Here is a 16,482-nt window from a genome sequence, read left to right on the forward strand (position 1 = left end):
GCCCGACGTTGGCGTCCTGGCCCCGGCGCGCCGCGATGGCGCGGCGACCGCCTCGGACCGCCGGCCCCTCGACCCTATTTCTTTTTGCCGGCGATCGGCTTGGCCGGCCCCTTGCGGGTACGGGCATTGGTGTGGGTGCGCTGGCCGCGAACCGGCAGGCCCTTACGGTGCCGCAGGCCCCGATAGCACCCCAGGTCCATCAGCCGCTTGATGTTCATGGCCACATCGCGGCGCAGATCGCCTTCGACCTTGTGGTCGTTGTCGATCAGCTCGCGAATGCGCTGGATTTCGTCCTCGCCGAGTTCATTCACCCGCCGGGCCCAATCCACGCCGACCGTATCGCAAATCTTCATGGCGGAGGTTCGGCCGATGCCAAACACATACGTGAGGGCGACGCCCACAGGCTTTCCGCTCGGAATGTTTACTCCAGCAATACGTGCCAAAGCCCGGTCTCCTTGCACACAATTCTATCTGGGCATACGACAAAGAAGTCCTCGACCCACTCCAGCCGGAGAGGGCCGAGTCCCGAAACCTGTCCTGGGGCGACGTTTCCGCCGAGGGCGCGCATTATAGGAAGCCCAACCCGGCTGTCAACAGCGGATCGGACACGCGCACCCGTAGCCCCGTCCCGACGGCGCCGCCTCCGCCAGCCCGCGCCTTGCGGGACCTGGCGGGCGGCCCTCCGGATCACACGTTCAGCGCCGATTCCAGCGCCTCGGTCACCGCATCAATGCTTTGGGTCCCGTCCACGACCGTGAGCAGGCCCTTTTTATCATAGACCTTCAGCAAAGGTTGCGTTTGCTGATGATAGACATCCAGCCGCCCCTTGACGGTCTCCTCGGTGTCGTCGGGGCGACGGCTGAACGTCGTGCCGCCGCAGGAATCACAGACGCCGTCGACCTTCGGCTTCTGGAACGAGTCGTGATAGCCGGCGCCGCAACTGGCACAGGAGAAGCGCCCCGTGATTCGCGCCACCAGCACCTCGTCGGGGACTCGCACCTCGATCACCGCGTCCAGCGGGCAGTTCATGTCCTCCAGCATGGCGTCCAGCGCGTCGGCCTGCACCAGGGTGCGGGGAATGCCGTCCAGGATGAAGCCCGCCCCGCAGGCCGGGCTGGCGATGGCCTCGCCGATCACGGCCATGATCAGTTCGTCGGACACCAGCTGCCCGGCGTCCATGGTCGCCTTGACCTGCTGGCCGAGGGGCGAGCCCTCGGCGATCGCCTTGCGCAGGATATCTCCGGTGGACAGCTGTCGCCAGCCATGACGGTCCTCGAGCCGCTTGGACTGGGTCCCCTTGCCACCCCCTGGCGGACCCATCAACACGATCCGACGCGGATTTGTCATCCCCTTCTTCCCCTAAGCTTCGCTTTCTTGATCAGGCCCTCATACTGATGGGCCAGCAGGTGACTCTGAATCTGGGCAACGGTGTCCATGGTCACGGTCACCACGATCAGCAAGCTGGTTCCGCCAAAGTAGAACGGCACGCCGAACTCCGCGATGAGGTACTCCGGCATGACCGACAACGCCACCAGATAGGCGGCGCCCACCACGGTCAGGCGCGTGAGCACGTAATCCAGGTATTCGGCCGTGTTCTTGCCCGGACGAATGCCCGGGACGAATCCGCCATATTTCTTCAGGTTGTCCGCCGTGTCCTCGGGGTTGAAGACCACCGCCGTATAGAAGAACGCGAAGAACACGATCAGCGCGGCATACAGCGCCAGATACAGGGGCTGCCCGTGGCCCAGCAGCGCCGTGACGCTGGTCAGCCACTCCGGTCCCGCGTCACCGCCGGCGCTGAAGTTGGCCACCGTCATGGGCAACAACAACAACGAACTGGCAAAGATCGGCGGGATCACGCCGGGGGTGTTGATCTTCAGGGGCAGGTGCGTGCTCTCTCCGCCATAGACCTTGTTGCCCCGCTGGCGCTTGGGATACTGCACCAGGATGCGCCGCTGCGCCCGCTCGATGAAGACGATGAAGGCGATCACCAGCACGGCCATCGCCAGCAGGACGATGATGACGACCGGCGACATGGCCCCGGTGCGCCCCAGTTCCAGCGTGCTCGCCAGGGCCAGCGGCAGGTTGGCGACGATGCCCGAGAAGATGATCAACGAGATGCCGTTGCCGACTCCCCGCGCCGTGATCTGCTCGCCCAGCCACATCAGGAACAGCGTGCCGCCGACCAGGGTGATCACCGTGGTGAAGCGGAAGAACCAGCCGGGGTCGATCACCGCGCTCGCCCCGCCCGCCGTCATGTTCTCCAGGCCCACCGAGATTCCATACGCCTGAAGCGCCGTGATGAACACGGTCAGATAGCGGGTGTACTGGTTGATCTTCTTTCGGCCGCTCTCGCCTTCCTTCTTTAGCTGCTCCATCTGCGGGCTGATGGACGTCATCAACTGCATGATGATGGCCGCCGAGATGTACGGCATGATGTTGAGCGCGAAGATCGTCATGCGCGACAGGGCACCGCCCGCGAACATGTCGAACATGCCCAGGATGCCGCCCTGCTGCTGCTCGAAAATGGCGTTCAGCACGCCCGGGTCGATGCCCGGCAGCGGGATGTAGGTTCCCAGCCGATAGACGATCAGCGCACCCAGCGTGAACCAGATGCGCCGACGCAGATCCGTGGCCTTGGCCAGGACTCCGAAATTGAGATTGGAGGCGAGCTGCTCGGCGGCGGACGCCATGCGTTTCTCCCAGATCATGCGGAACGGACCGGGAGACGCCCCACGGCGCTGGCCCACGGCCCGCGTCCGGACCAAAACACCCGGCCGCAAGGCCAGGTCCGGCGATTAGACTAGGTTCACCGGTCCGTGACAACCCTGGCCGCCGGCCGGGAGTCTGCGACGCGCGCGTCCAGACCGGCCAACCACCGCGCACCCCGTTTCTTCGGACGAGTCCGCCAGACGCCTCCGGTGGAGACCCCGGCGGTCCCGGACGACCGAACCCAGGCGACCCGTCAGGCGCCCGCGCCCTCGGCGGCCGCCGCGTCGGCCCGTCCGACTCCGGTCAGAGTCAGGCTTCCGCCGGCCTCCGCCACGGCCGTGCGCGCCTTGGCCGACGCCCCGGTGACCGTCAGCGTGACCGCGGTGGTCAGCACACCGGTGCCCAGCAGGCGCACGCCGTCATACAGTCGGCCCACCAGGCCGGCGGCCTGCAACGCGGCCTCGTCGATGGGCTGGCCGGCGTCCAGCGTGCCGGCGTCGATGGCCTTCTGCAGCCGGCCCAGGTTGACCTCCGCGAAGGTCTTGCGGAACGGCGCATTGCTAAATCCGCGCTTGGGCAGGCGCCGGTAGAGCGGCATCTGGCCACCCTCGAAGCCCTTGATGGCCACGCCGGTGCGCGACTTCTGCCCCTTCTGGCCCCGGCCGGCTGTCTTGCCCTTGCCGGACCCCATGCCGCGACCGACCCGCATGCGCCCCTTGGTGGCGCCCGCGTTGTCGCGCAGTTCATTCAGCTTCATGGTCGGAGAGTCCTTATCCCGAGCGGCCGTCAGTCCGCCCGCTGCGCTGTCACCAGATGGGCGACCTTGGCGATCATGCCGCGCACCGAAGGGGTGTCCTCCAGATCACGCGACCGATGCATCTTGTTCAGCCCCAGGCCGATCAGCGTGGCCCGCTGGCTTGCGTGGCGACCGATGGGGCTGCCCACCTGGGTAACCCGCACCATCCCGGCCGCGACCGGCGTCTCGTTGTCCGCCATGCCCGCTTACTCCCTGCCAGCCCCGGCGGCGGCCGCCTGGGCCGCGCCGTGGCCACCATCCCGGCGACCGATGATCTCGCTCACCTTCTTGCCCCGGCGGGCCGCCACCTGGCGCGGCGAGAACGAATGCTCCAGGGCATCGAAAGTGGCCTTGACCATGTTGTAGGGATTGGTCGTGCCGGTGCACTTGCCGACCACGTCCTGCACGCCCATGGTCTCGAACACCGCGCGCATCGGACCACCGGCGATGATGCCGGTGCCCGAGGGCGCCGCGCGCAGCACCACCCGACCGGCGCCGAAGTGGCCCCGGATGTCGTGATGCAGGGTGCGCCCCTCGCGCAGAGGAACCCGGATCATGGTGCGCTTGGCCTGCTCGGTGGCCTTGCGGATGGCCTCCGGCACCTCGCGCGCCTTGCCGGTGCCGAAGCCGACGCGGCCCTTGCCGTCGCCGACCACCACCAGCGCGGCGAAGGCGAAGCGACGGCCGCCCTTCACCACCTTGGCGACGCGGTTGATGTGGACGAGCTTGTCCTTGAACTCGTCGTCGCGGTCGTCGCGGCGATCCCGGTCGCGTCCTCGGTTGCCCCGATCGCCACGGTCTCCGCCACCCCGCTCATTGGGATTTCGTGCCATCTTTCCTGAACCTTCCTTTAAGCTGGCGATCAGAACGCGAGGCCACCCTCGCGGGCGCCGTCGGCCACGGCCTTGACGCGCCCGTGGAACAGGTAGCCACCCCGGTCGAACACCACCTTGGTGATGCCCGCCGCCGCGGCCCGCTCCGCCACCAGCTTGCCCACCGCCTCGGCGGCCGCCGTATCGGCGCCCGTCTTCAGCGTGCCGCGCAGGTCTTTGTCGAGACTGGACGCCGCCACCAGCGTGCGTCCCGCCGCGTCATCGATCACTTGGGCATAAATGTGCTTGGAGGACCGGAACACCGACAGGCGGGGCCGGCCCTTCGCCTTCAGCCGCAACGCGAAGCGCACGCGCTGGCGGCGACGATCGAAAAGCTTCTTTACAGAGGTCATGACGTCTGTCCCCGCCTACTTCTTCTTGCCTTCCTTGCGCAGGATCCGCTCGTCCGCGTACTTGACACCCTTGCCCTTGTAGGGCTCGGGCGGACGATAGGCGCGCAGTTCAGAGGCCACCTGGCCAACCCGCTGCTTCGAGGCCCCGGAAATCTCCACCTGGGTGGGCGCCGGCGCCGCGATCTTCAGATCCGCGGGAATTGGGTAGACGACGTCATGGGAGTAGCCCAGCGACAGCACCAGGTTCTGGCCCTGGACCTGGGCCTTGTAGCCGACGCCCACCAGCTCCAGCTTCTTGGTGAAGCCCTCGCCGACACCCTGGACCACATTGTTCAGCTGCGCCCGGGTGGTGCCCCAGTGCATGCGAGCCTGTTTGGTCTTGGCCACCGGCTTGACCCAGATCTCGTTGCCCTCCATGGACACCGCGACCCCGTCGGGACAGCGGTAGGACATCTCCCCCAGCTTTCCCTTCGCCGCCACGACATTGCTGTCGACGGTCACCGTTACGCCCGGGGGCACCACCACGGGATATTTTCCAACGCGAGACATGGTTGGTTCCCCTTCGTCAAAACACCTTGCACAGGACTTCGCCACCCACGTTGGCGGCGCGGGCCTCCGCGTCACTCATCACGCCCCGAGGCGTGGACAGGATGGAGATGCCCAGGCCGTTGTAGACCTTGGGCAGGTCCTTGATCTTCGAATACACGCGCCGGCCGGGCCGCGAGACGCGGGCGATCATGCGGATCGCCGGCGTGCCCTCGTGGTACTTCAACTCCACGCGCAGTTCATCCACGCCCTGGCGCACGTTGTGGCGCTGGTAGCCGCGGATGAAGCCCTCGCGCTGCAGCACGTCCAGGACATTTTCCCGCAACTTGGAGGCAGGCGCGGCGACAACCGCCTTGCGCGCCTGCTGACCGTTGCGGATGCGGGTGAGCATGTCACCCAGGGGATCACTCAGAGCCATGGGTTGCCTTCCTCACCAACTGGACTTGACCATGCCGGGGATCTGGCCCTGAGAGGCCAGGTCGCGCAGCACAACGCGGCCCAGGCGGAACTTGCGATAGACGGAGTGCGGACGACCGGTCAGGTCGCATCGATTCATGATGCGCACCTTGGTCGAGTTCCGCGGCATCTTCGCCAGCTTGATGACCGCCTGGATGCGATCCTCGGGAGACACCTCACGATCCTTGATGATCGCCTTGAGTTCCGCGCGCTTGGCCTGCTTCGCCTTCGCCATGCGGACGCGCTTCTTATTGCGTTCGACGGCACTTACTTTTGCCATGGTTTCCCGTCTCCAAGCGCTACTTCTGGAACGGCAGGTCGAACCCTTCGAGAAGGGTCCGCGCCTCGTCGTTGGTCTTCGCCGTGGTGCAGATCGTGATATCCATGCCCCGGACCTTGTCCACTTGATCGTAGTTGATCTCGGGGAAGATGATCTGCTCCTTGAGGCCCATGGTGTAGTTCCCGGCCCCATCGAACCCACGGGGAGACACACCCCGGAAGTCCCGCACGCGCGGCAGCGCGATGGTGACCAGACGGTCCAGGAACTCATACATGCGGTCGCGCCGCAGCGTGACCTTGCAGCCCACGACCATGCCCTCGCGCAGCTTGAACTGGGCGATGGACTTCTTGGCGCGGGTCACCACGGGCTTCTGCCCGGAGATGGCCGTCAGGTCCTGGACCGCGCCCTCGATGAGCTTGCGGTCCTGGGATGCCTCGCCGACACCCATGTTGATGACGATCTTGTCCAGCCGGGGCATCTGCATGGGGTTGGCGTAGCCATGAACCTCCTGCATCTTCGGCTTGACGACCGTATCGTAATGCTCTCGCAGTCTCGTGCTCATGCCGGCCCCCTACGCGTCGATCACTTCGCCGGAACGCTTGGCGAACCGCACCTTGCGCCCGTCGTCCAGCACCTTGAAGCCGACCCGGGTGGGGTGGCCGTCGCGCGGGTCCTCGTGCAGAACATTGGAGACGTGAATCGGTGCCTCCTTCTCCACGATGCCGCCCTGGCTGGTCTGGGTCGCCTTTTGGTGACGCTTGACCACGTTGACGCCCTGAACGATGACACGATTGTCGCTCGGCAGTGACTTCAGCACCTCGCCGCGCTTGCCCTGATCGCGGCCGGTGGTGACCACGACCTTGTCGCCCTTCTTGATCTTGGCGGCCATCACAGCACCTCCGGCGCCAGCGAGATGATCTTCATGAACTTCTTCGCGCGCAGTTCACGGGTCACCGGGCCGAAGATGCGGGTGCCGATAGGCTCGTTCTGCTTGTTGATGAGCACGGCGGCGTTGCCGTCGAAGCGAATGGCCGAGCCATCCGGTCGACGGATTTCCTTCGCCGTGCGCACGATCACCGCGCGATGGACGTCGCCCTTCTTGACACGTCCGCGCGGGATGGCCTCCTTGACGGACACCACGATGACGTCGCCGATCCCGGCGGTCATGCGCTTCGACCCGCCCAGCACCTTGACGCACATCACCCGTCGGGCGCCGGAATTGTCGGCGACGTCCAGGTTGGTCTGCATCTGAATCATGGCGGAAATTCCCCAAAGGTACCCATGGAAGGTAACGCGCCGGGTGGGCGCGGCCTATTCCACGGTGGATTCGACAATGACTTCCCAGGTCTTGCGCTTCGAAAAGGGAGCGCATTCACGGATGCGGACCACGTCGCCGACTTTGCACTGGTTGGCTTCGTCGTGAGCCGCGAACTTCTTCGAACGGCGGATGAACTTCTTGTACACGGGGTGCATGAATCGACGTTCGACCTTGACCACAATGGTCTTGTCGTTCTTGTCGCTGACAACCACACCCTGGAGGATACGCCTCGGCATTGTCTTGGGCTCCCTACGACGCGGCGCCGGCGGGGGCCCCCGCCTTTTCCGACTGGGTCTTCTGCGATTGCACGGTCTTGATGCGGGCGATGTCGCGCCGCACTTTCTGCACCCGCGCGGTGTCGGCCAACTGGCCGGACGCCGCCTGGAATCGCAGATTGAACTGTTCCTTCTTGAGCGCGATCAGCTTGTCTCGCAGCTGATCGTCGCTCATGGCCCGCAGGTCCTCGGCGGTACTCGTCTTGGCCATGACCGCTACTCCCCGATCCGCGCCACGAACTTGGTCTTGATGGGCAGCTTGGCCGCCGCCAGCGCGAAGGCGCCGCGCGCGATCTCCTCGGAGACGCCGTCCAACTCGAACAGGATGCGGCCCGGCTTGACCCTGGCCACCCAGTACTCGGGCGAGCCCTTACCGGAGCCCATGCGGACCTCGGCCGGCTTGCGCGAGACCGCCACGTCCGGAAAGATGCGGATCCAGAGCCGGCCCTGACGCTTCATGTAGCGGGTGATGGCGCGGCGGCTGGCCTCGATCTGGCGGGCGGTGATGCGCTCCGGCTCCAGCGCCTTCAGACCGAAGGCACCGAAGTTCAAGGCCGTGCCTCCCTTGGCATCGCCATGGATGCGCCCCTTGTGGAACTTGCGGAACTTTGTGCGTTTGGGACTCAACATACCCTTCAGGCTCCTTCAAACCCGGACGGCGATCGCGCGGCGCCCGTCAGCGGGCGACGTCGCCCAACCGCTTGTCCTGGGCCATGGGATCGTGTTCCAGGATCTCGCCCTTGAAGATCCAGACCTTGACGCCGCAGGTGCCGTACGTCGTGCGCGCCGTGGCGGTGCCATAGTCCACGTCGGCGCGCAGCGTATGCAGCGGCACCCGGCCCTCGCGATACCACTCGGTCCGCGCGATCTCGGCGCCGCCCAGGCGGCCGCCGCAGTTGATGCGGATGCCGAGCGCACCCAGGCGCATGGCGTTCTGCACGGCCCGCTTCATGGCGCGGCGAAACGCAACCCGGCGCTCCAGCTGCTGGGCGATGTTCTCGGCGACCAACTGCGCGTCCAGCTCCGGCTTGCGGATCTCGACGATGTTCAGATGCACCTCGTTGCCGGTCATCTGCTGCATCTTGGCGCGCAGCTTCTCGATGTCCTGGCCCTTCTTGCCGATCACCACGCCCGGGCGGGCGGTATGGATGGTGATGCGGGCCTTCTTGGCCGGACGCTCAATGACGATCTTGGACACCCCAGCCTGGGCCAGGCGCTTCTTCAGGTAGTCGCGGATCACCAGATCCTCGTGCAGCAGGGTCGCGTAGTCATGGTCGGCGAACCAGCGCGAGTCCCAGGTGCGGTTGATGCCGACCCGCAGGCCGATCGGATTGACTTTCTGACCCATTAGACGGTCTCCTCGCGCTCGCGCACCACGATGGTCAGGTTGGACCACGGCTTCACGATTTTGCCGACCCGACCGCGCGCCCGCGCGTGCCAGCGCTTCATCACCATCGCCTTGCCCACGTAGGCTTCCTTAACCACCAGCGAGTCCACGTCCAGCTGGTGATTGTTCTCGGCGTTGGCGATCGCCGACTGAAGCACCTTCTTGACCTCGCCGGCGATGCGGCGCTTGGAGAACGTCAACTCGGCCAGCGCGCGATCCACCGTCTTGCCGCGAATGGTCGCGGCCACCAGGTTCAGCTTGCGCGGGCTGGTGCGGATCATGGTGGAAACCGCCTGGGCCTCGGTGTCGTCGAGACGACGCTCTGCGGACATCTTGCCCATGCCTACCTCCTCTTCGCCTTCTTATCGGCGGCGTGACCGTAATAGGTGCGCGTCGGCGAGAACTCGCCGAACTTGTGCCCGACCATGTTCTCGGTCACCAGGACCGGCACGAACTTCTGCCCATTGTAGACCCCGAAGGTGAGGCCCACGAACTGTGGCAGAATGGTCGAGCGCCGTGACCAGATCTTGATGACCTCATTGCGACCGGAGCCGCGCGCCTTATCGGCCTTCTTCAGAAGGTATCCGTCTACGAACGGACCTTTCCAAACGGAACGAGCCACGACCGGCCTCCTACTTCTTCTTCGACTGGTGGCGGCTGCGCATGATCAGCCGATCGGTCTTCTTGTTGTTACGCGTGCGCTTGCCCTTGGTCGGCTTGCCCCACGGGGTGACCGGATGACGGCCGCCCGAGGTGCGCCCCTCGCCACCACCATGCGGGTGGTCCACCGGGTTCATCACCACGCCGCGCACGTGCGGCCGATGGCCCAGCCAGCGCTTGCGCCCGGCCTTCCCCAGCTTCTGGTTGGCGTTGTCCGGGTTGGACACGGCGCCGACGGTGGCCACGCACTCCCCGCGCACCAGGCGCAGTTCACCGGACGACAGCCGGATCTGGGCGTAGCCCTGGTCCTTGCCGACCAGCTGGGCGTAACACCCCGCCGAGCGGGCGATCTGCCCCCCCTTGCCGGCCTTCAGTTCCACGTTGTGGACGATGGTCCCCACCGGCATGAACTTCAGCGGCATGGTGTTGCCGGGCTTGATGTCCGCCTTCTCGGAGGAAATCACCCGGTCGCCCACCGCCAGGCGCTGCGGCGCCAGGATGTAGGACAGCTCGCCGTCCTCATAGCGGATCAGGGCGATGAAGGCGGTGCGGTTGGGATCGTACTCCAACCGCTCCACGGTCGCCGGCACATCGCGCTTGCGGCGCTTGAAATCCACCAAGCGGTAGCGGCGCTTGTGGCCGCCGCCGCGATGCCACACCGTGGTGCGGCCCTGGTTGTTGCGGCCGCCGCTTTTGGTCAGGCCCTCGGTGAGGCCCTTGACCGGCTTGCCCTTGTGCAGCTCGCCGCGGTCCACCAGCACCAGCCCGCGGGTGCCCGGGGTGGACGGATTGAATTGCTTCAGTGCCATCGGATCAGACCCCCACGCCCACGTCGATGGAATGGCCCTCGGCCAGGGTCACCATGGCCTTCTTGACGGTCGAGCGACGCCCCAGAATGCCCCGGAAGCGCTTGACCTTGCCCTTCTGGATCAGGGTGTTGACGGCCGTGACCTTGACGTTGAACACGCCCTCGACCGCCTGCTTGATCTCCGGCTTGGAGGCATCGAGCGGCACCCGGAACGTGACCTGATTGTGCTCCGACCCCATGGTCGCCTTCTCGGTGATCACGGGGGCGCGGATGATGTCGTACATCCGCTCCTTTTTGATCGGCGCGACCGGCTTCCTCATTTCAGGCGCTCCTGCAGATGGGTGACGGCCGCGCGGGTCAGCACCAGGGTGTCGCGGCGCAGGATGTCGCGCACGTTGGCGCCCTGCTGCGGCAGCACGTCGAGGCCCACCACGTTGCGCGCGGCGCGGGCGAACCCCTCGTTGACCTCCGGCCCGTCGATGATCAGGGCGCTGGTCCAGCCCAGCACGCCCAGCCGGGCCACCAGATCCCTGGTCTTGCCGGTGTCCGACGTGGCCTCGTCCAGCACCACCAGCTTGTTGTCGCGCGCCTTGGCGGACAGCGCCGTCTTCAGGCCCAGCTTGCGGACCTTCTTCGGCAGATCGTGCGCGTGCGAGCGCACCACCGGACCGAAGGCGGTCTGACCGCCCCGGAACTGGGTGGCCCGCCGGGACCCCTGGCGCGCCCGGCCCGTGCCCTTCTGCTTGAAGGGCTTCGCCGTCGTGCCGCTGATCTCGCTGATGCCCTTGGTCTTGTGCGTGCCGGCCTGACGGCGGGCCATCTGCCAGCGGACCACGCGATGCAGGATGTCGGTCCGCACCTCCAGGCCGAACACCGACTCGTCCAGATCGACGCTGCCGGTGGTTTCGTTGTCCAGCGTGATGACGTCGTGCTTCATGACTCTCAGTTCTCCTCGCCGGCGTCGTCACCGGCCCCGCCCGCATCGGCCTCCGACGGGGTCTCGGCGACCAGATCGGGCTCGGCCTTGACGCCGGCCGGATAGGGCACGCCCTCGGGCAGTTTCTTCTTCAGAGCGTCGCGGATCTCCACCAGGCCGCCCTTGGCGCCCGGCACCGCGCCCTTGATCAGGATCAGGCCGCGCTCGACGTCCACGTCCACCACCTTGAGGCTCTGCACGGTGACCCGCTCGACGCCCAGGTGACCGGCCATCTTCTTGCCCTTGAACACCTTGCCGGGTTCCTGACACTGACCAGTGGAGCCGTGCGAGCGGTGCGAGATGGACACCCCGTGGGTGGCCTCCAGGCCCCGGAAATTGTGCCGCTTCATGGCACCGGCGAAGCCCTTGCCGATGCTGGTGCCGACCACGTCCACGAACTGGCCGGGCACGAAGTGGGCCGCCGACAACTCGGTGCCCGGGGCGACCAGGTTGTCATCGCTGACGCGAAACTCCACCAGGTGCCGCTTGGGCTCCACGCGCGCCTTGGCGAAGTGCCCGCGCATGGCCCGCGAGGTGTTCTTCACCTTCGCCTTGCCCAGGCCGAGCTGGACGGCGACGTAGCCGTCCTTCTCCTGGGTGCGATTGGCGACCACGTGGCAGTCCTCCACCTGGAGAACGGTCACCGGGACGTGGACGCTCTCGGCATCGAACAGCCGGGTCATGCCGACTTTCTGCGCAATGAGACCGGAACGCATGGTTCTCTTCCTTGATCCTGGGGTCCACGACCGGATCCTGACTTCGTGGACACCCGATTCACGGGTTCGGCGCGATCCGCCGGATCGGATCGCGAACGCCTTGGCCATCGGCCGGGGAGGGAGCCCTTGGCCCGCCGGACGGACACACGGGGTGCCGCGGGGGCGACGTCATCCCGGGCCGTCCCGGACCGCGCGCCCCGACGGGCGCGACCCCGGTCCCGGACCCGACCCAGGGCCGGCCCGGCTCCGCCGGTCGATCAGCCCCCCTTGGGGCCAGCGGCGACTCAGAGCTTGATTTCCACGTCCACGCCGGCGGCGAGATCCAGCTTCATCAACGCATCCACGGTCTGGGGCGTGGGATCGACGATGTCCAGCAGCCGCTTGTGGGTGCGAATCTCGAACTGCTCGCGCGACTTCTTATCGATGTGCGGCGACCGGTTCAGGGTGAACTTCTCGATCCGAGTCGGCAGGGGAATGGGTCCCCGCACCTGCGCCCCGGTCCGCTTGGCGGTGCCGACGATCTCCCGCGTGCTCTGGTCCAGCACCCGGTGGTCGAACGCCTTCAGGCGGATGCGGATGTTCTGACTCTCCATCATGGCCATGATCTGACCCAATCCTTTGTTATCGCTCGTTGTCTATGGACACGGACAATCGCCCCGAGGTCCCGGTCTCCCGGCCCCCGGCGGAGAGGTCCGCCGGATGATCACCCCCAAGCCCGAAAAAAAACGCCGGCCCGGATCGGCGACCCGTCCTGTCACCCATGGTCATTGCTGTGCCCGGCGCCTTCCCGGGCTTGCCCGGGGGTTCGCCGAACCCGACATCAAAAAAACGAAGGTTCGCACGCCCCCGGCGCCCAGCATCCGGAGAAACGGCCGGGTCCGGGCGTTCTCAGGAACGCTGCCGGACCCGGCCTGGGCCTTGTAGCACCTTGTGGGCCGCATGGCGACCCACAAGGTGTTTTTCTTTTTACTCCTGGATGCTGGCGACGACGCCAGCGCCGACGGTGCGGCCGCCCTCGCGGATGGCGAAGCGCAGGCCCTCATCCATGGCGATCGGCACGATCAGGTTCACCGTCATGGCGATGTTGTCGCCCGGCATCACCATCTCCGTCCCCTCGGGAAGCTCGATCGTCCCGGTCACGTCCGTCGTCCGGAAGTAGAACTGGGGCCGGTAGTTCGAGAAAAACGGCGTGTGACGACCACCCTCTTCCTTCGTCAGGATGTAGCACTCGCACTTGAACTTCGTGTGCGGCGTGATCGTCCCGGGCTTCGCCAGGACCTGGCCCCGCTCCACCTCGTCGCGCTTCGTGCCCCGCAGCAGGACGCCCACGTTGTCGCCCGCCTCGCCCTGGTCCAGCAGCTTCCGGAACATCTCAACGCCGGTGCAGGTCGTCTTCATCGTGTCCTTCAGGCCCACGATCTCGACTTCCTCGCCAACCTTGATCACGCCCCGCTCCACGCGGCCCGTCACCACCGTCCCACGCCCCGAGATCGAGAACACGTCCTCGATCGGCATCAGGAACGGCTGGTCCTTCGGACGCTCCGGCTGCGGGATGTACTCGTCCACCGCCTGCATCAGCTCCAGGATCGACTCTCGGCCGATCTTCACGTCGCCGTCCTCCAGCGCCGCCAGCGCAGACCCCTTCACGATCGGGATGTCGTCCCCGGGGAACTCGTACGACGACAGAAGCTCGCGAACCTCAAGCTCCACAAGCTCCAGCAGTTCCTCGTCGTCGACCTGGTCCACCTTGTTCATGTAGACCACCAGCGCCGGAACACCCACCTGGCGCGCCAGAAGAATGTGCTCGCGCGTCTGCGGCATCGGACCGTCCGCCGCCGACACGACCAGGATCGCCCCGTCCATCTGCGCCGCGCCCGTGATCATGTTCTTCACGTAGTCCGCGTGACCCGGGCAGTCCACATGCGCGTAATGACGGTTCTCCGTCGAGTACTCAACATGCGCCGTCGAGATCGTGATCCCGCGCGCCTTCTCTTCCGGGGCCTTGTCGATCTGGTCATAGGCCGAGAACGTCGCCCCGCCCGTTTCCGCCAGAACCTTCGTGATCGCCGCCGTCAGCGTCGTCTTGCCGTGGTCAACGTGACCGATCGTCCCCACGTTGCAGTGCGGCTTGCTGCGGTCAAACTTCTCCTTCGCCATTTTCGCTCGCTCTCCGTTTCCACGGTCGTTCTTCAGTTGGACACGCGCCCGGGCCGCGCCCGCCGCGACGGCTTGATCAACCGGCCATCTTGGCCTTGATCTCCTCGGACACGTTGTTCGGCACCTCGGCATAATGGTCGAAGTGCATGGTGTACTGGGCCCGCCCCTGGCTCATGGAGCGCAGCGTGTTGACGTAGCCGAACATGTTGGCCAGCGGCACCGAGGCGGCCAGCACGCGGGCGTTGCCGCGCTGATCCATGCCACTGACGTTGCCCCGGCGACTGTTCAGATCGCCGATGATGTCGCCCATGTACTCCTCGGGCGTGACCACCTCAACCTTCATCACCGGCTCCAGCAGCTTTGGCCCGGCCTTGGGCATGGCCTCGCGGAAGGCGGCGCGGGCCGCGATCTCGAAGGCCAGCACGCTGGAGTCCACGTCGTGGTAGGCGCCGTCGGTGAGGGACACCTTGAAGTCGGTGCAGGGGAACCCGGCGATCACGCCGCTGTCCATGCTGGACTTCAGGCCCTTCTCGACGCCCGGCACGTACTCCTTGGGCACCGAGCCGCCGACGACCTTGCTTTCGAACTCGAACCCGGAGCCCGGAGGCAACGGCGAGAACGTCAGGTTGACGCGCGCGAACTGGCCGGACCCGCCGCTCTGCTTCTTGTGGGTGTAGTCGATGGTGTAGTCCTTGGAGATCGTCTCGCGGTAGGCCACCTGCGGCGCACCCACGTTGGCGTCCACCTTGAACTCCCGCTTCAGGCGATCGACGATGATCTCCAGATGCAGCTCGCCCATGCCCTTGATGACCGTCTGGCCGCTTTCCACGTCGGTGGAAACCCGGAAGGACGGATCCTCGGCGGCCAGCCGGGCTAGCGCCATGCCCATCTTTTCCATGTCGGCCTTGGTGCGCGGCTCCACCGCCACCTCGATCACCGGATCGGGGAATTCCATGCGCTCCAGGACCACCGGCTTGACCGGATCGCACAGGGTATCGCCCGTGGTGGTCTCCTTCAGGCCCACCACCGCGACGATGTCGCCGGCCGAGGCCGACTTGATTTCCTCGCGGTTGTTGGAGTGCATCAACAGCATGCGGCCGATTCGCTCGCGCTTGCCCTTGACCGTGTTGAGCACGTAGGAGCCGCTTTCCAGCACGCCGGAGTAGATACGGGCGAAGGTCAGCGAGCCCACAAACGGGTCGTTCATGATCTTGAAGGCCAGCGCCGCGAACGGCTCCTGGTCGTTGGACTTGCGCTCGACCGTCTCGTCGCTGTCGGGCAGCACGCCCTTGATGGCCGGCACGTCGACGGGCGCGGGCATGAAGTCCACCACCGCGTCCAGCAGCGTCTGCACACCCTTGTTCTTGAACGCCGAGCCGCACAGCACCGGCACGAACATCTGGCTGATGGCCCCCTTGCGGATGCAGGCCTTGAGGGTCGCCTCGTCGGGCTCGGTGCCCTCCAGGTAGGCTTCCATGGCCTCGTCGTCGGCCTCGACGGCGGTCTCGATCAGGGTCTCGCGCAGTTCCGCCGCCTTCTCCTGAAGGTCGGCCGGAATGTCCACGTAGTCGAAGTGCGCGCCCAGGTCCTCACCGTGCCAGATGACGGCCTGCATCTTCACGAGATCGACGATGCCGGCGAAGTCGCTTTCGGCGCCGATCGGCATGTTCAGGACCAGCGGCCGCGCCCCGAGGCGATCGACGATCATGTCCACGCAGCGATAGAAGTCCGACCCCATGCGGTCCATCTTGTTGACGAAACACATGCGCGGCACGCCGTACTTGTCGGCCTGGCGCCAGACCGTCTCGGACTGCGGCTCGACGCCGGCCACCGAATCGAACACCGCGACCGCACCATCCAGCACCCGCAGGCTGCGTTCCACCTCGATGGTGAAGTCCACGTGCCCCGGGGTGTCGATGATGTTGATGCGGTGGTCTTTCCAGAACGCCGTGGTCGCGGCGGACGTGATGGTGATGCCGCGCTCCTGCTCCTGCTCCATCCAGTCCATCGTCGCGTTGCCGTCGTGGACCTCGCCGATCTTGTGCGACTTGCCCGTGTAATACAGGATTCGCTCGGTCGTCGTGGTCTTGCCAGCATCGATATGCGCCATGATCCCGATGTTTCGGTAGCGCTCGATGGGGGTCTCGCGTTTCATGTCGCTGTCCTCGGG

General features: G+C 66.1%; 26 protein-coding genes. All 26 read right to left on the minus strand.

All coding sequences use genetic code 11. The features are described from left to right. Positions 1–74: 74 nt before the first annotated feature. The 26 genes from rpsM to fusA all read right to left on the minus strand — a co-directional run bounded on the left by rpsM (position 75) and on the right by fusA (position 16,467). Positions 75–443, minus strand: a complete 369-nt coding sequence (gene rpsM / locus GGD89_RS08145; protein ID WP_184043975.1) for a 30S ribosomal protein S13 — start codon at positions 441–443, stop codon at positions 75–77. 244 nt (positions 444–687) lie between these two features. Beyond that, positions 688–1,320 (minus strand): adenylate kinase, encoded by a 633-nt coding sequence (locus tag GGD89_RS08150; protein WP_246422899.1) that lies wholly within the window; start codon positions 1,318–1,320, stop codon positions 688–690. Between the two features lie 23 nt (positions 1,321–1,343). After that, on the minus strand, positions 1,344–2,693 hold the full coding sequence (gene secY / locus GGD89_RS08155; RefSeq protein WP_184043979.1) for a preprotein translocase subunit SecY: 1,350 nt from the start codon (positions 2,691–2,693) through the stop codon (positions 1,344–1,346). 272 nt (positions 2,694–2,965) lie between these two features. Further along, entirely contained in the window at positions 2,966–3,469 is a 504-nt protein-coding gene (gene rplO, locus GGD89_RS08160; protein WP_184043981.1) for a 50S ribosomal protein L15, read from the minus strand. Positions 3,470–3,498: 29 nt separating this feature from the next. Next, a complete protein-coding gene (gene rpmD / locus GGD89_RS08165; protein ID WP_246422927.1) occupies positions 3,499–3,675 on the minus strand; it encodes a 50S ribosomal protein L30 in 177 nt (58 codons plus the stop codon). Positions 3,676–3,714: 39 nt separating this feature from the next. Continuing rightward, a complete protein-coding gene (rpsE, locus tag GGD89_RS08170) occupies positions 3,715–4,341 on the minus strand; it encodes a 30S ribosomal protein S5 (protein WP_184043985.1) in 627 nt (208 codons plus the stop codon). A gap of 29 nt (positions 4,342–4,370) precedes the next feature. After that, positions 4,371–4,733, minus strand: a complete 363-nt coding sequence (rplR, locus tag GGD89_RS08175) for a 50S ribosomal protein L18 (protein ID WP_184043987.1) — start codon at positions 4,731–4,733, stop codon at positions 4,371–4,373. Between the two features lie 15 nt (positions 4,734–4,748). Continuing rightward, positions 4,749–5,282, minus strand: a complete 534-nt coding sequence (gene rplF / locus GGD89_RS08180; protein ID WP_184043989.1) for a 50S ribosomal protein L6 — start codon at positions 5,280–5,282, stop codon at positions 4,749–4,751. Positions 5,283–5,298: 16 nt separating this feature from the next. Continuing rightward, on the minus strand, positions 5,299–5,697 hold the full coding sequence (gene rpsH / locus GGD89_RS08185) for a 30S ribosomal protein S8 (RefSeq protein WP_184043991.1): 399 nt from the start codon (positions 5,695–5,697) through the stop codon (positions 5,299–5,301). A gap of 12 nt (positions 5,698–5,709) precedes the next feature. Further along, a complete protein-coding gene (gene rpsN, locus GGD89_RS08190) occupies positions 5,710–6,015 on the minus strand; it encodes a 30S ribosomal protein S14 (protein ID WP_184043994.1) in 306 nt (101 codons plus the stop codon). Between the two features lie 19 nt (positions 6,016–6,034). Further along, entirely contained in the window at positions 6,035–6,577 is a 543-nt protein-coding gene (rplE, locus tag GGD89_RS08195) for a 50S ribosomal protein L5 (protein WP_184043996.1), read from the minus strand. Positions 6,578–6,586: 9 nt separating this feature from the next. Then, positions 6,587–6,907 carry a 50S ribosomal protein L24 gene (gene rplX / locus GGD89_RS08200; RefSeq protein ID WP_343058563.1) on the minus strand — a complete coding sequence of 107 codons (321 nt, stop codon included), beginning with the start codon at positions 6,905–6,907 and terminating at the stop codon, positions 6,587–6,589. After that, positions 6,904–7,272 carry a 50S ribosomal protein L14 gene (rplN, locus tag GGD89_RS08205; RefSeq protein WP_184044000.1) on the minus strand — a complete coding sequence of 123 codons (369 nt, stop codon included), beginning with the start codon at positions 7,270–7,272 and terminating at the stop codon, positions 6,904–6,906. The genes rplX and rplN overlap by 4 nt, the downstream gene beginning before the upstream one ends. A gap of 54 nt (positions 7,273–7,326) precedes the next feature. After that, positions 7,327–7,569, minus strand: a complete 243-nt coding sequence (gene rpsQ, locus GGD89_RS08210) for a 30S ribosomal protein S17 (RefSeq protein ID WP_184044002.1) — start codon at positions 7,567–7,569, stop codon at positions 7,327–7,329. Between the two features lie 13 nt (positions 7,570–7,582). Next, a complete protein-coding gene (rpmC, locus tag GGD89_RS08215; RefSeq protein ID WP_184044004.1) occupies positions 7,583–7,819 on the minus strand; it encodes a 50S ribosomal protein L29 in 237 nt (78 codons plus the stop codon). A gap of 5 nt (positions 7,820–7,824) precedes the next feature. Continuing rightward, the gene (rplP, locus tag GGD89_RS08220) at positions 7,825–8,238 is read right to left on the minus strand and encodes a 50S ribosomal protein L16 (protein WP_184044006.1); all 414 of its coding nucleotides are present in this window, start codon (positions 8,236–8,238) and stop codon (positions 7,825–7,827) included. Between the two features lie 46 nt (positions 8,239–8,284). Then, positions 8,285–8,956: a 30S ribosomal protein S3 gene (gene rpsC, locus GGD89_RS08225; protein WP_184044008.1), complete on the minus strand. Its 672-nt coding sequence runs from the start codon at positions 8,954–8,956 to the stop codon at positions 8,285–8,287. Next, positions 8,956–9,336, minus strand: a complete 381-nt coding sequence (rplV, locus tag GGD89_RS08230; RefSeq protein WP_184044010.1) for a 50S ribosomal protein L22 — start codon at positions 9,334–9,336, stop codon at positions 8,956–8,958. Before rplV ends, rpsC begins: the two co-directional genes overlap by 1 nt. Positions 9,337–9,338: 2 nt before the next feature. Further along, a complete protein-coding gene (rpsS, locus tag GGD89_RS08235) occupies positions 9,339–9,617 on the minus strand; it encodes a 30S ribosomal protein S19 (protein ID WP_184044012.1) in 279 nt (92 codons plus the stop codon). Between the two features lie 10 nt (positions 9,618–9,627). Next, on the minus strand, positions 9,628–10,464 hold the full coding sequence (gene rplB / locus GGD89_RS08240; protein WP_184044014.1) for a 50S ribosomal protein L2: 837 nt from the start codon (positions 10,462–10,464) through the stop codon (positions 9,628–9,630). A gap of 4 nt (positions 10,465–10,468) precedes the next feature. Beyond that, positions 10,469–10,783, minus strand: coding sequence for a 50S ribosomal protein L23 (locus GGD89_RS08245; RefSeq protein WP_184044017.1), 315 nt, complete (start codon positions 10,781–10,783; stop codon positions 10,469–10,471). Beyond that, entirely contained in the window at positions 10,780–11,400 is a 621-nt protein-coding gene (gene rplD, locus GGD89_RS08250) for a 50S ribosomal protein L4 (RefSeq protein WP_184044019.1), read from the minus strand. Before rplD ends, GGD89_RS08245 begins: the two co-directional genes overlap by 4 nt. Before the next feature lie 5 nt (positions 11,401–11,405). Then, entirely contained in the window at positions 11,406–12,155 is a 750-nt protein-coding gene (gene rplC / locus GGD89_RS08255; protein ID WP_184044036.1) for a 50S ribosomal protein L3, read from the minus strand. A gap of 284 nt (positions 12,156–12,439) precedes the next feature. Then, a complete protein-coding gene (gene rpsJ, locus GGD89_RS08260; protein WP_150063959.1) occupies positions 12,440–12,748 on the minus strand; it encodes a 30S ribosomal protein S10 in 309 nt (102 codons plus the stop codon). Positions 12,749–13,121: 373 nt separating this feature from the next. Continuing rightward, positions 13,122–14,312 carry an elongation factor Tu gene (tuf, locus tag GGD89_RS08265; protein ID WP_184044038.1) on the minus strand — a complete coding sequence of 397 codons (1,191 nt, stop codon included), beginning with the start codon at positions 14,310–14,312 and terminating at the stop codon, positions 13,122–13,124. 76 nt (positions 14,313–14,388) lie between these two features. Beyond that, positions 14,389–16,467 carry an elongation factor G gene (gene fusA / locus GGD89_RS08270; protein WP_184044040.1) on the minus strand — a complete coding sequence of 693 codons (2,079 nt, stop codon included), beginning with the start codon at positions 16,465–16,467 and terminating at the stop codon, positions 14,389–14,391. Between the last annotated feature and the right edge of the window lie 15 nt (positions 16,468–16,482).

This window comes from Roseospira visakhapatnamensis, from assembly GCF_014197915.1.
Taxonomy (GTDB): Bacteria; Pseudomonadota; Alphaproteobacteria; order Rhodospirillales; family Rhodospirillaceae; genus Rhodospira; species Rhodospira visakhapatnamensis.

What these genes read in the sequence shown, in the direction of transcription:
- GGD89_RS08150 (WP_246422899.1), bottom strand. Translation starts at nt 1,320, where the DNA reads ATGGGTCCGCCAGGGGGTGGCAAGGGGACCCAGTCCAAGCGGCTCGAG.
- secY (WP_184043979.1), bottom strand. Translation starts at nt 2,693, where the DNA reads ATGGCGTCCGCCGCCGAGCAGCTCGCCTCCAATCTCAATTTCGGAGTC.
- rplO (WP_184043981.1), bottom strand. Translation starts at nt 3,469, where the DNA reads ATGAAGCTGAATGAACTGCGCGACAACGCGGGCGCCACCAAGGGGCGC.
- rpmD (WP_246422927.1), bottom strand. Translation starts at nt 3,675, where the DNA reads ATGGTGCGGGTTACCCAGGTGGGCAGCCCCATCGGTCGCCACGCAAGC.
- rpsE (WP_184043985.1), bottom strand. Translation starts at nt 4,341, where the DNA reads ATGGCACGAAATCCCAATGAGCGGGGTGGCGGAGACCGTGGCGATCGG.
- rplR (WP_184043987.1), bottom strand. Translation starts at nt 4,733, where the DNA reads ATGACCTCTGTAAAGAAGCTTTTCGATCGTCGCCGCCAGCGCGTGCGC.
- rplF (WP_184043989.1), bottom strand. Translation starts at nt 5,282, where the DNA reads ATGTCTCGCGTTGGAAAATATCCCGTGGTGGTGCCCCCGGGCGTAACG.
- rpsH (WP_184043991.1), bottom strand. Translation starts at nt 5,697, where the DNA reads ATGGCTCTGAGTGATCCCCTGGGTGACATGCTCACCCGCATCCGCAAC.
- rpsN (WP_184043994.1), bottom strand. Translation starts at nt 6,015, where the DNA reads ATGGCAAAAGTAAGTGCCGTCGAACGCAATAAGAAGCGCGTCCGCATG.
- rplE (WP_184043996.1), bottom strand. Translation starts at nt 6,577, where the DNA reads ATGAGCACGAGACTGCGAGAGCATTACGATACGGTCGTCAAGCCGAAG.
- rplN (WP_184044000.1), bottom strand. Translation starts at nt 7,272, where the DNA reads ATGATTCAGATGCAGACCAACCTGGACGTCGCCGACAATTCCGGCGCC.
- rpsQ (WP_184044002.1), bottom strand. Translation starts at nt 7,569, where the DNA reads ATGCCGAGGCGTATCCTCCAGGGTGTGGTTGTCAGCGACAAGAACGAC.
- rpmC (WP_184044004.1), bottom strand. Translation starts at nt 7,819, where the DNA reads ATGGCCAAGACGAGTACCGCCGAGGACCTGCGGGCCATGAGCGACGAT.
- rplP (WP_184044006.1), bottom strand. Translation starts at nt 8,238, where the DNA reads ATGTTGAGTCCCAAACGCACAAAGTTCCGCAAGTTCCACAAGGGGCGC.
- rpsC (WP_184044008.1), bottom strand. Translation starts at nt 8,956, where the DNA reads ATGGGTCAGAAAGTCAATCCGATCGGCCTGCGGGTCGGCATCAACCGC.
- rplV (WP_184044010.1), bottom strand. Translation starts at nt 9,336, where the DNA reads ATGGGCAAGATGTCCGCAGAGCGTCGTCTCGACGACACCGAGGCCCAG.
- rplB (WP_184044014.1), bottom strand. Translation starts at nt 10,464, where the DNA reads ATGGCACTGAAGCAATTCAATCCGTCCACCCCGGGCACCCGCGGGCTG.
- GGD89_RS08245 (WP_184044017.1), bottom strand. Translation starts at nt 10,783, where the DNA reads ATGAGGAAGCCGGTCGCGCCGATCAAAAAGGAGCGGATGTACGACATC.
- rplD (WP_184044019.1), bottom strand. Translation starts at nt 11,400, where the DNA reads ATGAAGCACGACGTCATCACGCTGGACAACGAAACCACCGGCAGCGTC.
- rplC (WP_184044036.1), bottom strand. Translation starts at nt 12,155, where the DNA reads ATGCGTTCCGGTCTCATTGCGCAGAAAGTCGGCATGACCCGGCTGTTC.
- rpsJ (WP_150063959.1), bottom strand. Translation starts at nt 12,748, where the DNA reads ATGGAGAGTCAGAACATCCGCATCCGCCTGAAGGCGTTCGACCACCGG.
- tuf (WP_184044038.1), bottom strand. Translation starts at nt 14,312, where the DNA reads ATGGCGAAGGAGAAGTTTGACCGCAGCAAGCCGCACTGCAACGTGGGG.
- fusA (WP_184044040.1), bottom strand. Translation starts at nt 16,467, where the DNA reads ATGAAACGCGAGACCCCCATCGAGCGCTACCGAAACATCGGGATCATG.